This is a genomic window from uncultured Pontibacter sp. (genome assembly GCF_947499215.1).
Lineage (GTDB): Bacteria > Bacteroidota > Bacteroidia > Cytophagales > Hymenobacteraceae > Pontibacter.
Genome location: NZ_CANMNI010000001.1, coordinates 623,322 through 643,330 on the forward strand (window position 1 = coordinate 623,322; position 20,009 = coordinate 643,330).

The window sequence follows — 20,009 nt, forward strand, 5'->3', positions numbered from 1 at the left end:
TATACTTTCTGGCTGTACTGTTGCTACATATCAGACCCAATCATATCCTGTAGATCAATGTTATCTACGTAAGGCGCCAGCACGGCCATTGCATTTGATGTGCGTTTAAAAGTGCTGACCACCTCGGCTTCGCTTCCTCTCCATACTTCTACAAAGATATTTCCCAAGGTATAAAGTGTGACGGTATACTCGTTGAATTTGCGCTGCGCAATCAGGGTGCCGCCTTTGTGCAGGGCTTCTTGCTGACTCCGAAACGGGAGCCTCTCAAGCATTGAATATTCTTGCATCAGAATAGTGTCGGGTGATGGTTTATACGTAAACAGGCGCAGGGTCACTTTTGATTCAAAACAGACAACAAGATGGAGTACACTTACCAAGGCGATAGAATCGCTAGACACATGCAAAGCCCCTATGTCGGAAAAGCCTGCAAAGCTATTCGGCAGGATGGCAAATGCATCCGGGGTCGTAACGCCAACATGCTCGTCGAGTTTGAGGACGGCAGCAAGCAGGTTATACCTGCCCGCATGCTGCGAAAGATTAAATAAATAATGCCAAGTCTGTAATCAAGTGAAAAACCTGTTGATAGGATTTGTGATACATTAAAATATAAAGGAGTCGGTTCAGTCCTTTACCTGATGATGGTGACAGTCCCTTTTAAAGTGCCAGCGCAGTCGTGTGAGGCAACCCAATGATAGACAGCCTCCGGAAGGCCAGTTCCACTCCAGTCGTTAGTATAGTGACTGCTTTCGTACACTTTGCCTCCCCACCTATTGTATACCTGAAGTTTAGCACCCGCCAAAGCAGGGTCAAGCGCAAAGAATTCGTTTTTACCGTCTCCATTCGGCGTAATCACATTGTAGGTTTTGAAGGCGCTGCCCGAGACAGATTTCTTAGCGGCGCAGGGGTCGAATTTCATCAGAAAACCATTTGTTTCACCTCTGGTATTCCAGCTGATGTGTTCGGCATTGAGAGGTCCCCAGAATTGCCCGGAGATGTAAAAGGCGCCGTTTCGTTCAAACGTAATATTGGATATATATCCCCCGGCATTGAAGTGAATGCGCTCTCCCGGGTTTCCTGCTGCATCGAACTGCTGCAAAAAGGGTTGGAAGACCCAGGCCCCTGCTACGACAAAACCTCCGGAGGGCAGCAGCTTTAACTCCCATCCCAAATCATGTCCCTCACTTCCCAAGCTCTTGGCCCAGTTTACGGTGCCATTTTCAGCAAGATTGGCCAGAAAAATATCCGCGGGTACTCCCGGTGATTCAACTATACCTGTTTCTTCTAGTATGATGCCGCCAAAATCAACACGTCCCTTAAACCAGCCTGTCAGGTATATACTTTTTGTTTTGGGCTCAACTTCCAGACTCATTCCAGTACTGCTCAACCTATCAATGGAATTGTTAAAACCCTTGAGCCAGACCGGGCGGCCTTGCTTGTCTAACTTTGCCACAAAAATGTCATCCCAAGAATCAGGCAGAGTGGCAATGCCGAGTTGTCCCATTTTGAATGTACCGGTGTATGCTCCCGTCAGGTATACATTCCCGGCCTCATCCAACTCTACTTCTCGGGGATAGACGCTGCCATCGTGGGTTGACCTATACGACCACATCACTTGTCCTGTCGAAGAAATTTTGACCAAGATTAGATCGCTCCCCCTCGGGTTTTGACTAGTATAAATTTGATTCTCGAGCTGAACTGCACCCCAGAATTGCACCGGCAATACAACCTCCCCCTCGGAGCTTGCGGTGAGCACGCCCATTACCCTTGCTTCAGCGTAACGATTTTTCGTCAGTACACCTTTGGACCAAAGCAACTTCCCGTTGGTATCAAACTTACCGATAAAGGTATTCCAGATACCTTCGCCCTCCAATACGACTTTACCATCTATTACTAGTTCTTTTATAAACCCTCCGGCCACGTATAGGTTGCCAAATTTATCTGCCGCCACACCAACATCGCCCCCGGATTGTGGACCACCCAATGCTTTGGCCCAGAGCACCTGCCCCGCTGGGTTTGCCTTGTACATAAACATGTCTGTACTCTCAATACTGGTAAGCCTGTGGTCACCAATGGTGATGGTTCCCTCAAAATGTCCCACCGAAATGATGTTGCCGTCTTTATCAACGATGTGACTTTCGATACTATTCATTCCCGTTGATCCGATCTGATGCCCCCACTGTATCTGCGCATGCAGGTTTAGCGAAAAGAGCCAAAATAAAAGCAGTAGTAAAAGTTTATTCATGTATGCGTATTAAGTTTGTTTAGGCCTGTTTTAAATATGCAGCCATTTATTCTGTTAACCGTTGTCTGACAATTGATCTGCGGAGTATAAATGCTCAAATAACCATTCTTCTTCGCGCGTAAAAGGAGCGATAGATTTCGACCAGAAGAAAAAACAAAGTACCCGCTGTTATGGCAATAACCGGCTTGGTTAAGGCTCCGTCCTGATCAACTACTATTCCTATGAAGGCGAGGAAGAGAAGATCGAACAGAAACGTATGGCTTACTGGATTGAGAGGAAACTTATAGTGCTTTTTTCTGTGGGTAAATAGTAACACCAGCATGTGCATGCCAAAGTATATCCCATACAAAACCGGCATGATGATAAGCATATACATGACAGAAGCTTCAGCCGAAGTCCTAGACGTAACTTTATTATCCCACTCCATAAAAATAAATAGGAGAACCTCACTTACTGTAAAGATAGGTATGTGCCATAGCAGGCTTCTTAGGTATCTATTATCCACGCTCTCGTTATATTCAGAATGAGCAATATAAGTTAATTTTTAGATCTTTATATTCTGTGATCAGAAAATACATGTAGCCCAATCTTCTTTCTAAACATAAGATAAATGTAGGATTTTGGCGAGTTGGATATTTACTTGCAGTTATATTAAATACATCCTCTCACTGAGCATCAATTATTGTGAAAGCAGGAAGCATCTCTTTTAAAGAAACATTTTTTATCGGGTTAATGCTATTTGCCATCTTCTTTGGCGCTGGCAACCTTATTTTTCCTTTGTCACTGGGTCAGGCTGCTGGCACTGAACTTATACCGGCCATTATCGGCTTTTTGATGACGGGCGTGGGCCTTCCTTTGTTAGGCGTCATTGCAATCGGCATGTCCAAGAATGAAGATGTACAGTCTATCTCGGCTAAGGTGCATCCCCTGTTCGGGCTCTTGTTCCCGGTGGTGATCTACCTAACTATCGGGCCCTTGTTTGCTGTGCCGCGAACCGGCACGGTTTCCTATGAAATTGGCATCGCACCTTTACTGTCTGAAGGACTGAAAACGTCTGGCTGGGGCATGCTGCTGTACTCTGTGGTTTTCTTCACCGTCACTTACTTCTTGGCATTAAACCCCGGAAAGGTCGTGGACCGCATCGGCAAAATGCTTACACCTGTGCTGCTGGTTATTCTCACAGCCTTATTGGTTCAAAATATTGTTTCTCCCCTAGGCGAGATAACAGCTCCGTTGGCGGCATACGAGGCTGCTCCGTTCTTCAAGGGATTTCAGGAGGGTTACCTGACCATGGATACCATCGGTTCCTTCGTGTTTGGTTTGATCGTAATCAACGCTATACGCTCTAAGGGTGTGGACAGCCCGAAGCAAATTGCCAAGGTATGCACCACAGCTGGCCTGATAGCGGCAGCCGGCCTTGGCTTGGTGTATGTCGGACTGGCTTACTCAGGCGCTACGAGTGTTCAGGCGATCGGGCATCTGGAAAACGGAGGCCTGATCATCAGCCAGATCTCTAATCTGCAGTTTGGGCTGTCAGGCAGCCTGATCCTCAGTGTTGCCATTACCTTTGCTTGCCTCACGACCAGCATTGGTCTGATCGTGGCTTGCTCCAGCTATTTTAACAAGCTTCGCCCTTCAATTTCTTACAAAAAGTACGTATTGGGACTGACGCTGGTGAGCGCCCTTATCTCAAATGTAGGTCTGACGCAGATCATCTCTTTCTCTATACCTGTACTGGTGGCGATTTACCCGATCGTGATCGTCCTGATTACCCTGACCTTGTTTGGCTCCCTACTCCGCAATAGAAATGCTATTTATACTTGGTCGGTGCTGTTGACGGGTATAGTGAGTATCGTAGAGGGCTTAGGAGCTGCAGGATTTGAGCTGGGCATTAGTGACGTGTTCGCAAGGTATCTTCCGCTGTATAGCCTTGGTATGGGCTGGATTGTGCCGGCGCTGGTAGGTTGCGTAATTGGCTTTGTCCTTTCCATGCGGCAGGCATCCTACGTGCTTGAAAACGAATAGCCCTTTTTGGATTGAGTGGCTTAGCATTTTTCTGTTGATTTAAAGAAGTAGGTAAAGCTATATTTTCCCGTAATTTTGCTTCTTCTTAAAGGATTGGCGTAAATAAGTGTGCTGACAACAGGTTACACGAACGCCTCGAACAACATGGAACCAAAAAGACTAAATAAATTCATCAGCGACTCGGGCTTCTGCTCCCGTCGCGATGCAGACGAACTGATAGAACAAGGCCGCGTGACGGTGAACGGAAAGACCCCAACCGACCCCGGCATGAAAGTGACCCCAAAGGACAAGGTGCGCATCGATGACGAGATGCTGCGTGTGAAACAGGAACAGCCCGTATACCTGATCTTCAATAAACCGGCCAACATGTCGGCCACCTCCGATATGCAGGTACGCGACAATGTGGTGCGGGCCATCAATTTTCCGGCTACGTTGGAGCCAACGGCCATGCTGGAGCGTGAGGCCGAGGGCATCATTTTCCTGAGCAATGACGGTGATTTCGTGCGTGGCGTGAAGCGTGCCGACAACAAGTTTGAGAAAGAGTATGTAGTGTCTGTCGACAAGACGATCACCGCTGACTTCCTGCAGAAAATAAGCGGTGGCGGTGCTCCCGTACCGGGCGAAGAGCGGCTAAACAACTCCGTATCTAAAGAAACTCAGACGCGCTTTCGCATTACTTTGAAGCCGGGCACTGACCACTACCTGAAGCGTATGTGCGAGAGCCTTGGGTATAAGGTAGTGCACCTGCAGCGCGTAGGCTTTGGTGAGTTTAAGCTGGCAAAATTGCCATCCGGTCACTGGCGCGTGCTGACGCCACAGGAAGTAAACAGTCTGACAAGCCTGATACCCGGGGGCAAGGGAACATCTAGCCGCAAAACTTCTGAAAGTAGCTACGACAGACCGCAACGAGGCGAACGCGCTGGAGCAAGAAGTGAGCGCCCCGGAGCACGAGGTGGCGCTGGCAGTGGACCATCAAGAGGCGGTGCCTCGGGTGCGAATGCCAGAAGTGGCGCGGGCCAAGGTCCGGCAAGAGGCAGCAGACCGGGATCATCAGTTAAAGGAAGCGATGGTGCCAGAAGGACAAGAGCTTCGGGTGATGACGCTAGAAGAACAAGCTCTTCCAGAGAAGGTGACGAAACCAGAAGAACTAGTTCATACAGAGACGGTGCCGGCAGTCCGGGCAAGAGCTCGCGAGGCGGTAATTTTAAAGGCTCCCCAAAATCAGCCCCCGGAAGAAGCTCAGCCCCGAAAAGTGGCGGCAAGCGTGGTGATGCTCCCAAAGGAGGTGGACCGAAGCGCGGCAGATAATGACTGATCGCTAATAAACTAGCTGATACTATAGCTAAAAAGCTCTCTTTCCCAGTCAGGAAAGAGAGCTTTTTTTATGATGTACCTTCAACATGAACTGCTTTCACCTCACTTCGCTCCTGTTCTTTATCCAGCATAGATATACCGGTTTCGCACAGTGCTTTGAGCATGATCAGGTGTCGGGCCCAGTGGAAATTGCAAGTGGCGTATACCTCGTCCTCTGACTGATAACCGCTTTGTTTGAAATCCAGACAGGTATAATCGCCTCTGCGGGATAAGTGGAAAGATATGCGTGTACCTGTCCAAGCGTCATTCACGTTCAGACACTCCCACTCCACCGAAGTTGGCGGGTTTAGGGCTGTCACCTTCATCCTGTTAGTGCCGTGCCCCTCCATATGGAATTCATTTACGAAACCAACTTCCGGTTTCACGTTGCAATCAGCAATCCACCACTTCGATAGCCCCTGCTGGGTAGTTATAGCCTCAAAAACGGTATGTTCGTCGGCCTGAATCAATACTTGATGGTATATAGTTGCCATGAAGCGAAGGTACAAACTCTATAATTCTTATCCTTCCCAATTTCCCATCTTCCCCATCTGGTAATCACGGAAAGCTTCGCGGATTTCCTCTTCGGTATTCATCACGAACGGTCCGTGTGATACTACCGGCTCGTTGAACGGATGGGCATGGCCGAAAAGGATGTAGGCATCCTCGGTCGCTTCGACTTTCACTTCCTTGCCTTCATTCCCAAACTCCACTAGGGTGAGTTTGTCAGCCAACTGGCCATTTACCTTGACAGCGCCGCGCACCACGTAGAAAAAGATGTTGCGCTCCGACGGGATGTTATAGACGAATTCACCACCTTTTTGCATCTCAATGCTCACGATGTGGATGTCACTCAGGTTCTGGATAGGTGCCTGCACCTCACCCCAACTGCCGGAGATCACGTTGACACGCACGTTGCCGTTGTCCAGTTCCACTACTGGTATCTTGTCTTTCTGCAAACCAATGTACTTTGGAGCGGCCATTTTATGCTGGGCAGGCAGATTGAACCAAAGCTGCAGAATCTCGAGCGGCCCTCCCTCCTTTTTGAATTTATCAGATGATACCTCCGCATGGATCAGTCCGCTGCCGGCCGTCATCCACTGCACGCCTCCGGCTTCAATGATATCCTTGCCACCGCCTGTATCTTGGTGCATGATGTCGCCATCCAGAATAAAGGTCAGCGTTTCGAAACCACGGTGCGGGTGCGGACCGAAAGGCAGTCCCCTATTGCCGGGCTTATATACCTGCGGACCATGGTGGTTCAGAAAGAGGAAAGGATCAATGTATTCCACTTCGCGTGTTGGTATAGCCCGGTAAGTCACCAGATCATCAATAGGCGCGTGCACCGCTTTATGTAACTTTTTTATCTTTCGCATATGGTTATCTTTTGATCGCTTGCAAAATAATGTATATACATTAATTACCCTAACCCCTACCTGATTGTTTCAGAACACACTATACTTCAGTTATAAGCAGAACTATCCCCTCAAGGGGATAATTTGCAGCGTGCCATATTCAACCGTCCTTCATTAAGTCTGAACTTAAGGTCTCACCTACTGGTGATAACTTTCTACACTCCTAAGCTGCACACCAACTTACTTAACATAAAAATCCCACCGTTTCCTGATAGAATTGGGTGGGATTTTCACGCTACACTGATACTCAGGTATACGGAAACTTAACTGATTAAGCCGCCTTCTCCTTTTTCAGCATTTTGAGCAAAGCTTCTGCCGCCGGTTCCGAAGAGGCGGGGTTCTGACCGGTGATCAGCAAACCGTCTGTGACCACGTAGGGCTGCCAGTCGTCAGCTTTGGAGTAGATGCCGCCCAGTTCCTGATAACGGTCCTCCACCAGAAAAGGCACCACATTGGTCAACTGCACAGCCTCCTCCTCGGTGTTGGTAAAGCCTGCCACTTTTTTGCCTTTCACGAGTGGCTCACCGTCCGCGCCTTTGGCCTGCATCAAGGCGGCTGGCCCATGGCAAACGGCCGCAACCGGTTTCTGCTGTTTGGCAAAAGACTCAATTAAACGGATGGAGTCTTTGTCGCTGGCAAGATCCCATAGCGGACCATGCCCTCCCGGAAAGAAGACAGCATCGTAGTCATCGGCTTTTACTTCGGTCAGTTTTTTGGTGCGGGAGAGTTTGTGCTGCAGGTCGTCGTCTTCGTAAAAGCGCCTTGTGGCCTCCGTCTGCGCGTCTTTTTCCGTGCTTTTCGGATCAATCGGAGGCTGACCTCCTTTCGGGGAGGCAAGGTCCACTTTCACGCCGGCATCAGCGAGTGTATAATAAGGAGCGGCAAACTCCTCTACCCAGAAACCGGTCTTCTTGCCGGTGTCGCCCAATTGGTCGTGTGAGGTCAATACAAATAATACTTTCATAGCTTTTAATATTTAGATGGTTTTAGAGTCAATCCTTTTAACCCGATTTAAGCAGGCAATGTTTTAGTTGAACAGTTCGGAGGAGAGGTAGCGGTCTCCCCGGTCGCAGATAATGCAGACCACCACACCCTCTTCGAGTTCGGAGATCAGTCGGGTTGCCGCCGCGACAGCCCCGCCGCTACTCATACCCGCAAACACCCCTTCTTCCCGGGCTAGTCGGCGGGTCATGGCGGTTGCCTCTTGCTGTGAGACATCCAGTATGCGGTCGACCCGCTCCCGCTCGAAAATTTTGGGTAGGTAGGCCTGTGGCCAGCGCCGGATGCCGGGAATCTGAGAGCCCTCCACAGGCTGTGTGCCCACGATCTCCACAGCCGGGTTTTGCTCTTTCAGGTAACGCGACACCCCCATGATGGTGCCCGTCGTGCCCATGGCTGACACAAAATGCGTCACCGTTCCCTCTGTGTCGCGCCAGATCTCAGGGCCGGTACCGCGGTAGTGGGCTCCGTAGTTGTCCGGGTTGCCAAACTGGTTGAGCACGAGGTAGCCGCCTTTCGCCTCTTTGTCGCGCACATAGTCTATGGCCGCCTCCATGGAGCCCTCGGCAGGGGTTAGGGTTACCTTGGCGCCATAGGCTTCCATGGTTTTTACCCGTTCCGGCGTGGCACTGGCGGGCATCACCAACTCGATCTCCACCCCAAACAACTGCGCGATCATGGCCAAGGCTATACCTGTATTTCCGCTGGTTGCCTCGATCAGCTTCGTGCCTTTGGTAAGTTCGCCTCGGTCCAGCGCCCCTTTGATCATACCGTGAGCCGCGCGGTCCTTCACACTGCCGCCGGGGTTGTTGCCCTCCAGTTTGGCCAATAATTTCACCTTCGGGTTCGGGGAAATGTTTCTTAGTTCTACCAAAGGTGTGTTGCCAATAAAATCCAGTAGCGTCCGTGTTGTCATGTTTGTCTTTGTGTGCATCTGTATACCTAGTACGTGCTAATTGCCAGAATGGAATTGCCTTCTAGGCCAGAGGATAATGAATCAGGCATAAAAATGCTACCGCATCGATTTGTGAGATGGTTCGGGAAGGTCACCTCTACCCCACTACCATGGGATTATGCTCCTCCAAAAAGAAAATGGAGTGCCCCCTACCAGTTGCAATCTATACCGCGCAGGTATACGAATTAACCATGTTATATCGCTGCAAACTTTAACTCCTAAACTCTCCAACTCCCCAACTCCTAAACTCCAAATCTCTTATCTTTGTAGTCATGCCCATCCGCAAGATCATCCACATCGACATGGACGCCTTTTTTGCTTCCGTGGAGCAGCGCGACAACCCGGAGCTGCGCGGTAAGCCCGTGGCCGTGGGTGGTTCGCGGGCGCGGGGTGTGGTGGCGGCGGCCAGTTACGAGGCCCGCAGGTATGGCGTGCACTCTGCCCTCGCCTCCAAGATCGCGGCACAGCGTTGTCCGCAGTTGATCTTTGTGAAGCCCCGTTTTGAGGTATACAGCGCCGTATCGCGGCAAATCCGCGAGATCTTCTACTCCTATACCGATCTGGTAGAGCCCCTTTCTCTGGACGAGGCCTACCTCGACGTGACCGAAAACAAGATCGGTATGCCCTCGGCCACCATCATTGCCAACGAAATCAGAGCCAAAATTCAGGAGGAAACGGGGCTGACCGCCTCGGCTGGGGTGTCTTTCAATAAGTTTCTGGCCAAGATTGCCTCTGACATGAACAAGCCCAATGGCTTCACGCTGATCACGCCGGACAAAGCCGAGGAGGTGGTGGCTGCACTGGCCATCGAGAAATTCTATGGCATCGGGAAAGTAACGGCTGCCAAATTACAGAGCATGGGCATTCTCACCGGAGCCGATCTGCGGGAGAAATCAGAAGAGGAACTGGTGCGGCACTTTGGCAAAACGGGACGCTATTACTACCGCATCGCCCGCGCACAGGACGAGCGGGAGGTACAGCCGCACCGCATCCGGAAGTCCATCGGCTCGGAGCGCACCTTTGAGGTAGACCTGACGGAGGAGGAAGTGATGCTGGCAGAACTCGAAAGGCTGGCAAAGGAAGTGGCCCACGACATGGAGCGACTGCAGACCACAGCCAAGACCATCACGGTCAAGATCAAGTACTTCGACTTTAACCAGACCACCCGCAGCAAAACCTTTCTGGGCGAGATCAAGTCGGCCGATGCTATTTTTACGATCGCCCGTGACCTGTTGCGTACGCCCCAGTTACCGGCATACCCGGTTAGGCTGCTAGGTATAACGGCCTCCTCCCTTCTCTACCAACACGACAAAATGGAAGGCTACCAGCTCACCTTGGAGTTTTAGCTTGTCTTATTTTCTGGCAGCATGCTTTTTGGCCAGCACCCAACTTTCGCGGTCACCATCCGCCTCCGGAGAAGTCTCCAATAGTTCTAAATAGTAGCTCTTTGCCTTTTGCTTGTCTTTGGCTCTTTCAGCGGAGAGGGCCGCCCCGTAGAGACTGTTATATCTTTTGGGCGACACCTTCAGGCTTGCTTCATAAGCCAGCATGGCTTCCGCAGGCTTTTTGCTCAGCAAAAGCATATCGCCCAGCAGTTCTCTGGCCGGCAAAACGGCTCCCGGCGTTACCGGATGTTTGTCCAGCGCATCTTCCTTGTCAGCCGCCTCTCGCATCATGGCCAGCGCTTTGTTCTTGTCTCCTTTTTGATACTCCAACCACGCCTGCACTGCCATGTGCTGTGCTTCGGCCTGCGCTGCCCAATAGGTGTCGCCAGAACTGTTCAACTGCGTCCGCAATCTGTCCAGTGCTGCAGTAGCCTCTTCTGCCACCGCTGTGTTGCCGGAACGGGCACCGCCTATACCTTTGGCAAAATGGGTGATGGCTTCGGCGCCTGGGTATTTATCCCAAGCAAAGTTTTCAGGTGAGCGAACAGGCAAAGCTGCCGCCTCCGCCCATTTGCCCCTTTCCAGTGCATGGCGGGCAGGTATAGCGGCAAGGGCATAGGCCGTCGCGAAACTTGGCGCATACCCCTCCACTCGATGCATTTTTTCTACTACCTCCTGCGCTTTTTTGTCTCGTCCCTGTTGCAGGTAGCCGTAAGCCATGTAATCCAAGGCGTGCGGATAGTGCATGGACATGGACTCTTTGGATGACTGCCGGAGTGCAGCGTCGGCGGAGCGCATGTTCCAGTCCACGGCATCTGTCCACTGGCCCAAGCGAACAAAAATATGGCTCGGCATATGCAGCGCGTGTGGCACGTCCGGAGCTATGCGCTCATACTCTCGTGACACCTTCACGGCCCTTTTGGCAAGCATCGGATTGTCGTAAGCGTGAATGATGTAGTGAAACAGCCCCGGATGATTAGGGTGCTTGGCGTGCAGTTGTTCCAGCAATGCTCCAGCTTCTTTCTGCTTGGCAAAGGTGTTGTCCGTTTTAGGGGCAGTGCCCAGCTGGCCTAAGGCGTAAAAAGCCGCCGCTTCCACTTCATTTGGATACGCTTCGTGCGCTGCCCTATACCCTGCCTCAAAGGCTTTCAGTTGATCTGCATAGCTTGTATTCTCCCAATTCTCATAAAACCCAGACACCGCTTTGATATAAGCTTTCTCCTTATCTGGCAGATTCTTCTGCTGCAGGGCCTTCTCCACCGCTGCCTGTCCCTTCTGCAGGTCTTCATTGGAGGGCCGCTCACCCCAGAGCGGGTGAATATAGCTCATGGCGATGCCCCACTGCGCCATACCGCAATCTGGAGCGGCCTGTGCAGCGGCGGCAAACTCCTGCTCTGCTTGGTCATACATCATGTGGTGCATCAGCGCCAGCCCATTGTCAAAACTTTGTTGGGCCGACTCGCTGCAGGAAGTTTGCAGATCCACGGTGCCGTGTTTGGTTACATGGCCCTGCGCTACAGAAAAGTGAGGCGTTATAACATAGAGTGCACAGCTAATAATAGCTGTTTCAAGTAATAGCTTCATATTGGCGTTGCGAAATGGTTGATTGAAAACATCAGAGGCAAGGACGAATATCGCCAACAGTTAAGCTGTGATTGCTTAATAGAATGGGGTACTGATAAGCCTACTTGCAGAGTAGCCTATCCTATTTTTTTACTCATACCGCTGTGTTTTGTTTATTTTCTCTTTACTTAATCTCACTTTGATCAGCAAAAGAAAAAAAGGTATAGCATTAAACCATTCTTATCGGGCAGAGTCTTTTATACTATATTTTAAACCGATATATTGTATTAACAACCTAAAACTAACCTAATCTTTCACCCATTTATGAGCAAGAATGTACGCTATGCCCGGCTGGCTACGCTGCTTCTGGCTGGTGCGCTTATAGCCCCGCCTACCTTTGCCCAGAGCAAGGAAAAAAAGAAGAAGAAAAAAGCCAAGCAGGAAGTAACCACTACACAGGCTACCCCAGCTGCTAAAAAAGACGACAACGGTGTAAAGCCCTACGCCAGCGTCATCACCCCGAGTGCCGTAACCGACGAAGGACTGTTTAAGGTGCACCGCATCGACGAGAAGTATTTTTACGAAATTCCGGATACGCTCCTGAACCGCGACATGCTCATGGTAAGCCGCATCGCCAAAACAGCGACTAACCTTGGTTACGGTGGTGAGGAGCTGAACCGCCAGATGCTTCGCTGGGAGAAAAAAGGCAACCGCATCCTGCTGCGCCTGATCTCTTACCAGAACGTGGCAAGCGACACACTCGAGATCTATCACTCCGTACAGAACTCCAACCTCGCCCCTGTTATTCAGGCCTTCGATGTAAAAGCCTATAATAATGGTGCATCGGTAGTAGAAGTAACTGATTTCTTTTCAAAAGACGTGCAGGCCCTTGGCTTGAACAAACGCCAGCGTGAAGCCCATAAAGTGAAGAAACTGGACGATAAGCGCTCTTTTGTAGAAGGCATCAAGAGTTTCCCACTCAACATTGAGGCACGCTCGCTCATGACCTACGAGGCTACTGATCCGCCTGCCAACTCCAATGCCGGCACTATTACAGTAGAGCTTAACCACTCTATGCTCCTGCTGCCAAAGGTGCCGATGCCAGCTCGTCGTTTCGATGAGCGCGTAGGGTACTTTACACTTTCACAGACCGACTATGGCACTGACGAACAGCGTGCTGCCAAGCGCCGCTACATCGTGCGCTGGAAACTGGAGCCGAAAGACAAGGAGGCTTATGCCCGTGGAGAACTGGTGGAGCCTATCAAGCCAATTGTATACTACATCGATCCGGCCACGCCGATGAAATGGCGCCCATACCTGAAGCAAGGTGTTGAGGATTGGAACAAGGCTTTTGAAGCCGCAGGTTTCAAAAATGCCATCATCGCTAAAGATCCGCCGAGCTTCGAGGAAGATCCGGAGTTCAGCACCGAAGACGCACGTTACTCTGTTATCCGCTACTTCTCTTCGGAAACGCAGAACGCTTACGGCCCGAACGTGCACGACCCGCGCTCTGGCGAGATTCTGGAAAGCCACATCGGCTGGTACCACAACGTAATGAACCTGCTCCGCAACTGGTACTTTGTGCAGACGGCAGCCATTAACCCGGACGCCCGCAGCATAAAGTTCAAAGACGAGGTGATGGGTGAGTTGATCCGATTTGTGTCCGCGCACGAGGTGGGCCATACTTTGGGTCTGCCGCACAACATGGGCTCCAGCGCTGCCTATCCGGTAGAGAAACTGCGCGATGCGAAATTCACGAAGGAAATGGGCACGGCCCCTTCCATTATGGACTACGCCCGCTTTAATTACGTGGCACAGCCGGAGGACAAGGGCGTGGCCCTGATGCCGGGTATCGGCGTGTATGACAAGCATTCTGTGAAGTGGGGTTACACTTACTTCCCGGAAATGAACGGCTACGACAATACGGCCAAGCTTACGCAGTGGATCCTTGAAAAGGAAAAAGATCCGATGTACCGCTTCGGACGTCAGCAGGGCAACCCGGTAGATCCGTCTTCACAGACCGAGGACTTGGGTGATGATGCCATGCTGGCCAGCCACTACGGCATCCTGAACCTGAAGCGCATCATGCCAAACCTGATGGAGTGGACGAAAGAGGAGAATAAGAACTACGACGACCTGCAGGAGATGTACTCCCAAGTACTGGGCCAGTGGAACCGCTACATGGGCCACGTAACGGCTAACATCGGCGGGGTGTACGAGAACTATAAGACATACGACCAGAAAGGCGATGTGTACGCTGCCGTACCGAAAGAGAAGCAGCAGCGCGCCATGAAGTTCCTCAACGAACAGGGCTTTGCCACACCGACTTGGATGTTGGACCAGAACATTCTGCGCAAGTTTGAGTCTGCCGGGGCATTGGAGCGTATCCGCACAGCGCAGGTGAACATCCTGAACAATGTGCTGGAGCCGGGCCGCATGCAGCGCTTGCTCGAGTCTCAGGCTTCGCTTGGCGGCAAAACCTATACCCTGCCGGAGATGATGGCTGACTTGCGTAACGGCGTGTGGTCTGAAGTAGGCAGCGGCAAAACAGTGGACATGTACCGCCGCAACCTGCAGCGCGGCTACCTTGACCGCATGGAGTTCCTGATGAAGGAGGAGCAGCGTTCGGTTCCGGCCAGCGCACGTGCTTTTGCCGGAGTAACTTCGGTGAACGTGTCGCAGTCTGACATCCGCCCGATGGTGCGTGGTGAACTGACAGCGCTCCGTAACCAGATCAAGGCGTCACTACCAAAGACTAAGGACTCGATGACGAAGTACCACCTGCAGGACGCACTGGTGCGTATCGATAACATCTTGGATCCGAAAAGTTAATTTTCCTGTTTTTATAATAGTGAAAGCCCCGGTCATTTTGGCCGGGGCTTTTTATTTATCCTTTCTGTTGAATATTAACTAAGATATCCTATGCAATAACAGAACTCATCATCCGCTTTACCGAAAAATCAAATTATTCCAGTAACTTTGTAGCCCATAAGACTAACACAACTTATGGCTGCTAAATATATTTTTGTTACGGGGGGCGTTACCTCCTCACTCGGTAAAGGTATCATCTCCGCTTCTCTTGCTAAGTTGCTGCAGGCAAGGGGCTTTTCTGTAACAATCCAAAAATTCGACCCTTATATCAACATCGACCCGGGCACGCTCAACCCCTACGAGCATGGCGAGTGCTTCGTGACCGAAGATGGCGCTGAGACCGACTTGGACCTAGGCCACTACGAGCGTTTCCTCAACAAAGCGACTTCACAGGCAAATAATGTGACCACCGGTCGCATCTATTATAATGTGATCACGCAGGAGCGCGAAGGTGCTTACTTGGGTAAAACGGTGCAGGTTATCCCCCACATCACCGACGAAATCAAGCGCCGCATGCTGCTTTTGGGCGAATCAGGCGAATATGACATCGTAATCACGGAGATTGGCGGTTGTGTGGGTGATATCGAATCCCTGCCGTTTATCGAGGCCGTGCGCCAGTTGCGCTGGGAACTGGGTGTGCACGAAACGTGCGTGATTCACCTGACGCTGGTGCCCTACCTAAAAGCAGCCGGCGAACTGAAAACAAAACCAACACAGCACTCCGTGCGCGACCTTTCAGAAGCCGGTGTGCAGCCGGATATTCTGGTGTGCCGCTCTGAGTATCACATACCTGCCGACCTGCGCAAAAAGATCGCGCTGTTCTGTAACGTGAAGCAGAACTCCGTGATCGAGTCAATTGATGCGGAAACGATATACGATGTACCACTGCTCATGCGCAAAGAGAAACTCGATGAGCGTGTGATCGCCAAACTGAAACTGCCGCAGCGCGGTGAGCCAGAACTGGAAACTTGGAAAGAGTTCTTGGGCCGCCTTAAAAACCCGACCGCTGAGGTTAACATTGGCCTAGTGGGCAAGTACGTGGAGTTGCCGGACGCCTACAAGTCCATTGTGGAGTCCTTTGTGCACGCCGGGGCATCCAACGAGTGCAAAGTCAACATCAAGTGGTTCCAGTCGGAGAACATCAACGACGAGAACGTAGCCAGCCTGCTACAAAAAATGGATGGCGTGCTGGTAGCCCCGGGATTCGGTGAGCGGGGCTTTAAAGGCAAACTGGAGGCAATCCGTTTTGTGCGCGAGGCCGGTATACCGTTCTTGGGCATCTGCCTAGGCATGCAGTGCGCTGCCGTGGAGTTTGCCCGCAACGTACTGGGACTGGAAGGCGCCGCCTCAACCGAGATGGACCCGAACACGCCATACCCAGTGATCGACATGATGGAGGATCAGAAGGAAATTACGCAAAAAGGCGGCACGATGCGTCTTGGTGCCTATACCTGTGAACTAAAGAAGGGCTCAAAAGCATTTTCTATTTACGGAAAGGCCAAGATTTCGGAGCGTCACCGCCACCGTTATGAGTTCAACAACAGGTTCTTGTCCGATTTTGAGAACGCCGGCATGGTCGCTTCGGGCATTAACCCTGGTACCGGACTGGTAGAAGTGATTGAGCTGCAGAACCACCCATGGTTTGTGGCGGCGCAGTACCACCCTGAACTGAAAAGCACCGTGCTGAACCCACATCCGCTCTTCGTGAAGTTTGTGAAAGCGGCCATGAATTATTCTAAACCTAAGTAAGCATTAACCAACACACAATTCAATATTTATTAAATGGATAGAAATCAAGCTATTGGCTTTGGATTGATTGCCGTGCTCCTGCTGGCTTATTCCTTCTTCTTCTCGGGAACGGGTGATGAAGCCAACACACCGGCATTTGACCAGACAGCCAAGGTAGAGCAAGTGCAAACGGGACCTGCCCCGGTAGCAGAAGACGACTCGCTAGCACAGGTGCGCCGTGCAGAGGCGCTTGGTGCTTTTAGCGCCGCTGCCACAGGCGAGGCTGTTAACACCGTGCTCGAAAATCAGAACATGGTTGTCTCCTTTAACAGCAAGGGCGGCCAAGTAGAGGAAGTTGTACTGAAGAACTACAAGGATTACAGAGGCCAGACACTGGTGCTTTTCGACAAGGCGAGCAGCCAGACCGATGTGCAGTTCGCCACCAACGACGGCCGCAACATCCGTCTCTCTGACCTATATTTCACACCTTCTGAGGTACAAACAGGTAATGTGGGCGATGTGGCGACGCAAACCCTCACCTACCGCGCACAATTGGGCGACGGTCAGTATATCGACCAGATTTATACCTTGTTCGACAACAATTTTCAGGTAGGCTACAAGCTTGATTTCAAAGGCCTTAACAACCAGATCAGCGGCGACAATGTCACCATGACTTGGAATGACAATTTAAAGCAGCTTGAGAAAGACATCACGCAGAATCGCGCCAAATCTACGATCAATTTCTATACTGCTGACGAGAGCTTTGATTATGTGTCTATCTCAGAGGGTACAGAAACTGAGAACGTTTCAGAGCCCCTTAAATGGGTAGCTAACAAGCAGAACTTCTTTACAGCCGGTATTATCGCCACTAACACTTTTTCTGGTGCTAAATTAGAGGCGGTGACCAACCCAGCTGATACTACCGTAGTCAAAGCCCTTAATTCTCAGATTCTGATCCCGACGGCTGACCTGCTGAGCGGAAAGGGTGAGTTTACGTACTACTTCGGTCCGAACGACTATAAGATTCTAAAGCACATGGGCCATGAGTTCAACAAGAACCTTGACCTTGGCTGGGGCATTTTCTCCTACGTGAACAAGTGGATTATCATCCCGGCGTTTGACTTCCTGGAGAATTATATCGGCAACTACGGCATCATCATTATGCTGCTGGTGCTTTACATCAAAATGATTCTGTTGCCGTTAACCTACAAGTCATTCCTGTCGATGGCTAAGATGAAGGTGTTGAAGCCGGAGATCGATGCCATAAAAGAGCGTAACGATGGTGACATGCAGAAAACGCAGATGGAAACCATGAAGCTGTACGGCGAAATGGGCGTAAATCCGCTGAGTGGCTGTATACCTATGCTGTTGCAGATTCCGATCCTGTTTGCGATGTTCAACTTCTTCCCGAACTCGATTGAGCTGCGCCAAGAGGCTTTCCTGTGGGCAGATGACCTTTCAACCTACGACGTATTCGCCCGTCTGCCATTCGAGATCCCGTTCTATGGCAGCCACGTGAGTATGTTTACCCTGTTGATGACGGCTTCTACGATCCTCTATACTTGGTCTAACAACCAAATGAACACCATGCAGGGTCCGATGAAGATGTATACCTACCTGATGCCGATCATCTTCATGTTCGTGCTGAACTCCTTCCCGGCAGGTCTTTCTTTCTACTACTTCGTGTCAAACATGGTGACTTTCGGTCAGCAGGCGATCATCCGTAAGTTTGTTGATGAGACCAAGATTAGAAGAAAACTGGAGGAGAACCGCGACAAGCGCAAGGAAAAGAAAAAAACAGGCGGTCCGTCGTTCACGGAGCGTATGCAGGAGGCCATGCGTGCCGCAGCTGACAAAGAGCAGGAGCGTCGCAAAAACCCGAAACTCAAGAAGTAAGTATTTGTATGCTATACCTAACAGAAAGCCCCGAAGCAATTCGGGGCTTTTTTGTTTGACCATAATCGCGGCTTTGCGTATAGCCCTATACCTATATTACAAAAATGCGAAAGAACACACTACCCTACCTCTTATTGCCCCTGTCTTTTATGGCGATCATGGGAGCCGCCTGTCAGCAACAGACAGACGAAGAAAAGACCATTGCCAGCACGCACCCGAAGCTGGAGGAACACCTGCAGCGCGACACCGTGCGGATGCCCATCACATCAGAAGAAAACCCTGACTTGTACCAGCGCTACCGGTTGCGCATGGAAGCCTACCAGAGCGATGAGGCCTTTCGGGTGCAGGAGCCCTTCAAAGGCCGTTTAGCTCCCTTGGATGAAGGGAGCCATAGTGATGCCGCCAAACACAATAGCGTCTTGCGAGACGGCCTGAAACAGGGCGTAAACTTTGCGGGAAGGTATACCGTGGTGACGGTGGAGTGCGGCCCTACCTGTCAGGAACACTACGTTGTCGACCGTAAAGACGGCAAGGTGCTCGACAAACTACAGAGCAGCTCAGGGGCTCAGTTCAGCCCAGACAGCCGTATTTTTATCGTCAATCCTCCTGACTCCTCGCAAAACTATGTAGACTGTCCCTACTGCGAGCCGGAGGCTTATGTGTTAGAACAGGGTAAGTTCAAAAAACTACCCAAAGGGCAGTAAAACAAGTATAACCAAGTATGGATACAATGATCATGCTGTTTAAATGGAGTTTGGGCTTGGGCCTCACGCTGGCAATCGGCTGTAGCGCGGCACAAAACAGTGGGCGCCAGCTGCAGGACACCCCGTTTCTGCACTTTCAGAAAACGCCCTGCCTCGGCACCTGCCCTTCCTATGAGGCCACCATCTTGGAGAATGGCAGGATACGCTACACAGGCTATAAGCATGTGCCGCTGCAAGACACCGCATCCTTTGAGCTTCCACCCCAAGTGCTGGAGGAACTGCGACAAGACGTAGCAGCCTTAAACTATACCGCGCTTAATGCCACCTACCTAACCAATTGGAGCGACATGCCCTCCACCATCACAACGTTCTATGAGCAAGGCAAAGAAGCGAAACGCGTGATCGAAGAAGAAGGCGGCCCAGAGCCCCTGCTAGACTTTCAGAAAAAAGTCCATACCCTGCTGATGGAACTGGCTGAACAGGAAGCTAGAAACAGGCTGCCTTTAAAATGATTTAGACTTTTGACAAGCCAATGCCTTTTATCTCACCATAAATTTTTCTTCGATAAGCAATCCTGCAATTCTCTGAATGGCTTTTCTTAATATAGGCACTCTCCTAGCCTATACCTGCTTTTTAGCTACTATATACCAAAAACGCTAAGTTTTAATATAGGATGAACGCCACTCCGATTTTAAAGATAATAATAACTAATCCCATCTGAGGCCGTAAAAAAATATAGTGCCATCAGCAAGGGCACTAACGGAAAATTAATATTTATATATAGTTTTCATTTTAAATTACTAAGAATTAACTACAATAAATATTAATTCATTTTAACCTATATTCTAGAATAAGCCTATTATTTATTCTTAG

At 50.5% G+C, this 20,009-nt stretch carries 16 protein-coding genes; 9 read left to right on the forward strand and 7 right to left on the reverse strand.

Annotation, left to right across the window (positions count from 1 at the left end):
• Nucleotides 1-23: 23 nt before the first annotated feature.
• Complete coding sequence (locus Q1A04_RS02720; RefSeq protein ID WP_299700865.1) at nt 24-272, reverse strand: hypothetical protein; 249 nt, start codon at nt 270-272, stop codon at nt 24-26.
• 87 nt (nt 273-359) lie between these two features.
• On the opposite strand from Q1A04_RS02720, the gene Q1A04_RS02725 reads away from it, so the two are divergent.
• Complete coding sequence (locus Q1A04_RS02725) at nt 360-545, forward strand: hypothetical protein (RefSeq protein WP_299700868.1); 186 nt, start codon at nt 360-362, stop codon at nt 543-545.
• 83 nt (nt 546-628) lie between these two features.
• Here the strand turns inward: Q1A04_RS02725 and Q1A04_RS02730 are convergent, their stop codons facing one another.
• Nucleotides 629-2,242 carry a gliding motility-associated C-terminal domain-containing protein gene (locus tag Q1A04_RS02730; RefSeq protein ID WP_299700870.1) on the reverse strand — a complete coding sequence of 538 codons (1,614 nt, stop codon included), beginning with the start codon at nt 2,240-2,242 and terminating at the stop codon, nt 629-631.
• Nucleotides 2,243-2,926: 684 nt separating this feature from the next.
• Here Q1A04_RS02730 and brnQ point away from each other — a divergent pair.
• Entirely contained in the window at nt 2,927-4,267 is a 1,341-nt protein-coding gene (brnQ, locus tag Q1A04_RS02735; protein ID WP_299700873.1) for a branched-chain amino acid transport system II carrier protein, read from the forward strand.
• 144 nt (nt 4,268-4,411) lie between these two features.
• Entirely contained in the window at nt 4,412-5,575 is a 1,164-nt protein-coding gene (locus Q1A04_RS02740; RefSeq protein ID WP_299700876.1) for a S4 domain-containing protein, read from the forward strand.
• A gap of 74 nt (nt 5,576-5,649) precedes the next feature.
• Here Q1A04_RS02740 and Q1A04_RS02745 read toward each other — a convergent pair whose 3' ends face one another.
• The 4 genes from Q1A04_RS02745 to cysM all read right to left on the reverse strand — a co-directional run bounded on the left by Q1A04_RS02745 (nt 5,650) and on the right by cysM (nt 8,968).
• Nucleotides 5,650-6,114, reverse strand: coding sequence for an SRPBCC domain-containing protein (locus Q1A04_RS02745; protein ID WP_299700878.1), 465 nt, complete (start codon nt 6,112-6,114; stop codon nt 5,650-5,652).
• A gap of 27 nt (nt 6,115-6,141) precedes the next feature.
• On the reverse strand, nt 6,142-6,996 hold the full coding sequence (locus Q1A04_RS02750; protein WP_299700879.1) for a pirin family protein: 855 nt from the start codon (nt 6,994-6,996) through the stop codon (nt 6,142-6,144).
• 310 nt (nt 6,997-7,306) lie between these two features.
• On the reverse strand, nt 7,307-7,999 hold the full coding sequence (locus Q1A04_RS02755; protein ID WP_299700881.1) for a type 1 glutamine amidotransferase domain-containing protein: 693 nt from the start codon (nt 7,997-7,999) through the stop codon (nt 7,307-7,309).
• Nucleotides 8,000-8,062: 63 nt separating this feature from the next.
• A complete protein-coding gene (gene cysM / locus Q1A04_RS02760) occupies nt 8,063-8,968 on the reverse strand; it encodes a cysteine synthase CysM (RefSeq protein ID WP_299700884.1) in 906 nt (301 codons plus the stop codon).
• Between the two features lie 293 nt (nt 8,969-9,261).
• Between cysM and dinB the strand changes: the two genes are divergently transcribed.
• Nucleotides 9,262-10,335 carry a DNA polymerase IV gene (gene dinB / locus Q1A04_RS02765; protein ID WP_299700887.1) on the forward strand — a complete coding sequence of 358 codons (1,074 nt, stop codon included), beginning with the start codon at nt 9,262-9,264 and terminating at the stop codon, nt 10,333-10,335.
• 6 nt (nt 10,336-10,341) lie between these two features.
• Here the strand turns inward: dinB and Q1A04_RS02770 are convergent, their stop codons facing one another.
• The gene (locus tag Q1A04_RS02770; RefSeq protein WP_299700890.1) at nt 10,342-11,958 is read right to left on the reverse strand and encodes a hypothetical protein; all 1,617 of its coding nucleotides are present in this window, start codon (nt 11,956-11,958) and stop codon (nt 10,342-10,344) included.
• 303 nt (nt 11,959-12,261) lie between these two features.
• Here Q1A04_RS02770 and Q1A04_RS02775 point away from each other — a divergent pair, with 303 nt between their 5' ends.
• The 5 genes from Q1A04_RS02775 to Q1A04_RS02795 all read left to right on the forward strand — a co-directional run bounded on the left by Q1A04_RS02775 (nt 12,262) and on the right by Q1A04_RS02795 (nt 19,648).
• Nucleotides 12,262-14,769: a zinc-dependent metalloprotease gene (locus tag Q1A04_RS02775; RefSeq protein WP_299700893.1), complete on the forward strand. Its 2,508-nt coding sequence runs from the start codon at nt 12,262-12,264 to the stop codon at nt 14,767-14,769.
• 174 nt (nt 14,770-14,943) lie between these two features.
• Nucleotides 14,944-16,557: a CTP synthase gene (locus tag Q1A04_RS02780; protein WP_299700896.1), complete on the forward strand. Its 1,614-nt coding sequence runs from the start codon at nt 14,944-14,946 to the stop codon at nt 16,555-16,557.
• Between the two features lie 33 nt (nt 16,558-16,590).
• Nucleotides 16,591-18,432, forward strand: a complete 1,842-nt coding sequence (gene yidC / locus Q1A04_RS02785) for a membrane protein insertase YidC (RefSeq protein ID WP_299700899.1) — start codon at nt 16,591-16,593, stop codon at nt 18,430-18,432.
• A 104-nt stretch (nt 18,433-18,536) separates the two neighbouring features.
• Nucleotides 18,537-19,136, forward strand: coding sequence for a hypothetical protein (locus Q1A04_RS02790; RefSeq protein ID WP_299700902.1), 600 nt, complete (start codon nt 18,537-18,539; stop codon nt 19,134-19,136).
• Nucleotides 19,137-19,153: 17 nt separating this feature from the next.
• A complete protein-coding gene (locus Q1A04_RS02795) occupies nt 19,154-19,648 on the forward strand; it encodes a DUF6438 domain-containing protein (RefSeq protein ID WP_299700905.1) in 495 nt (164 codons plus the stop codon).
• The last annotated feature ends 361 nt before the right edge of the window (nt 19,649-20,009 follow it).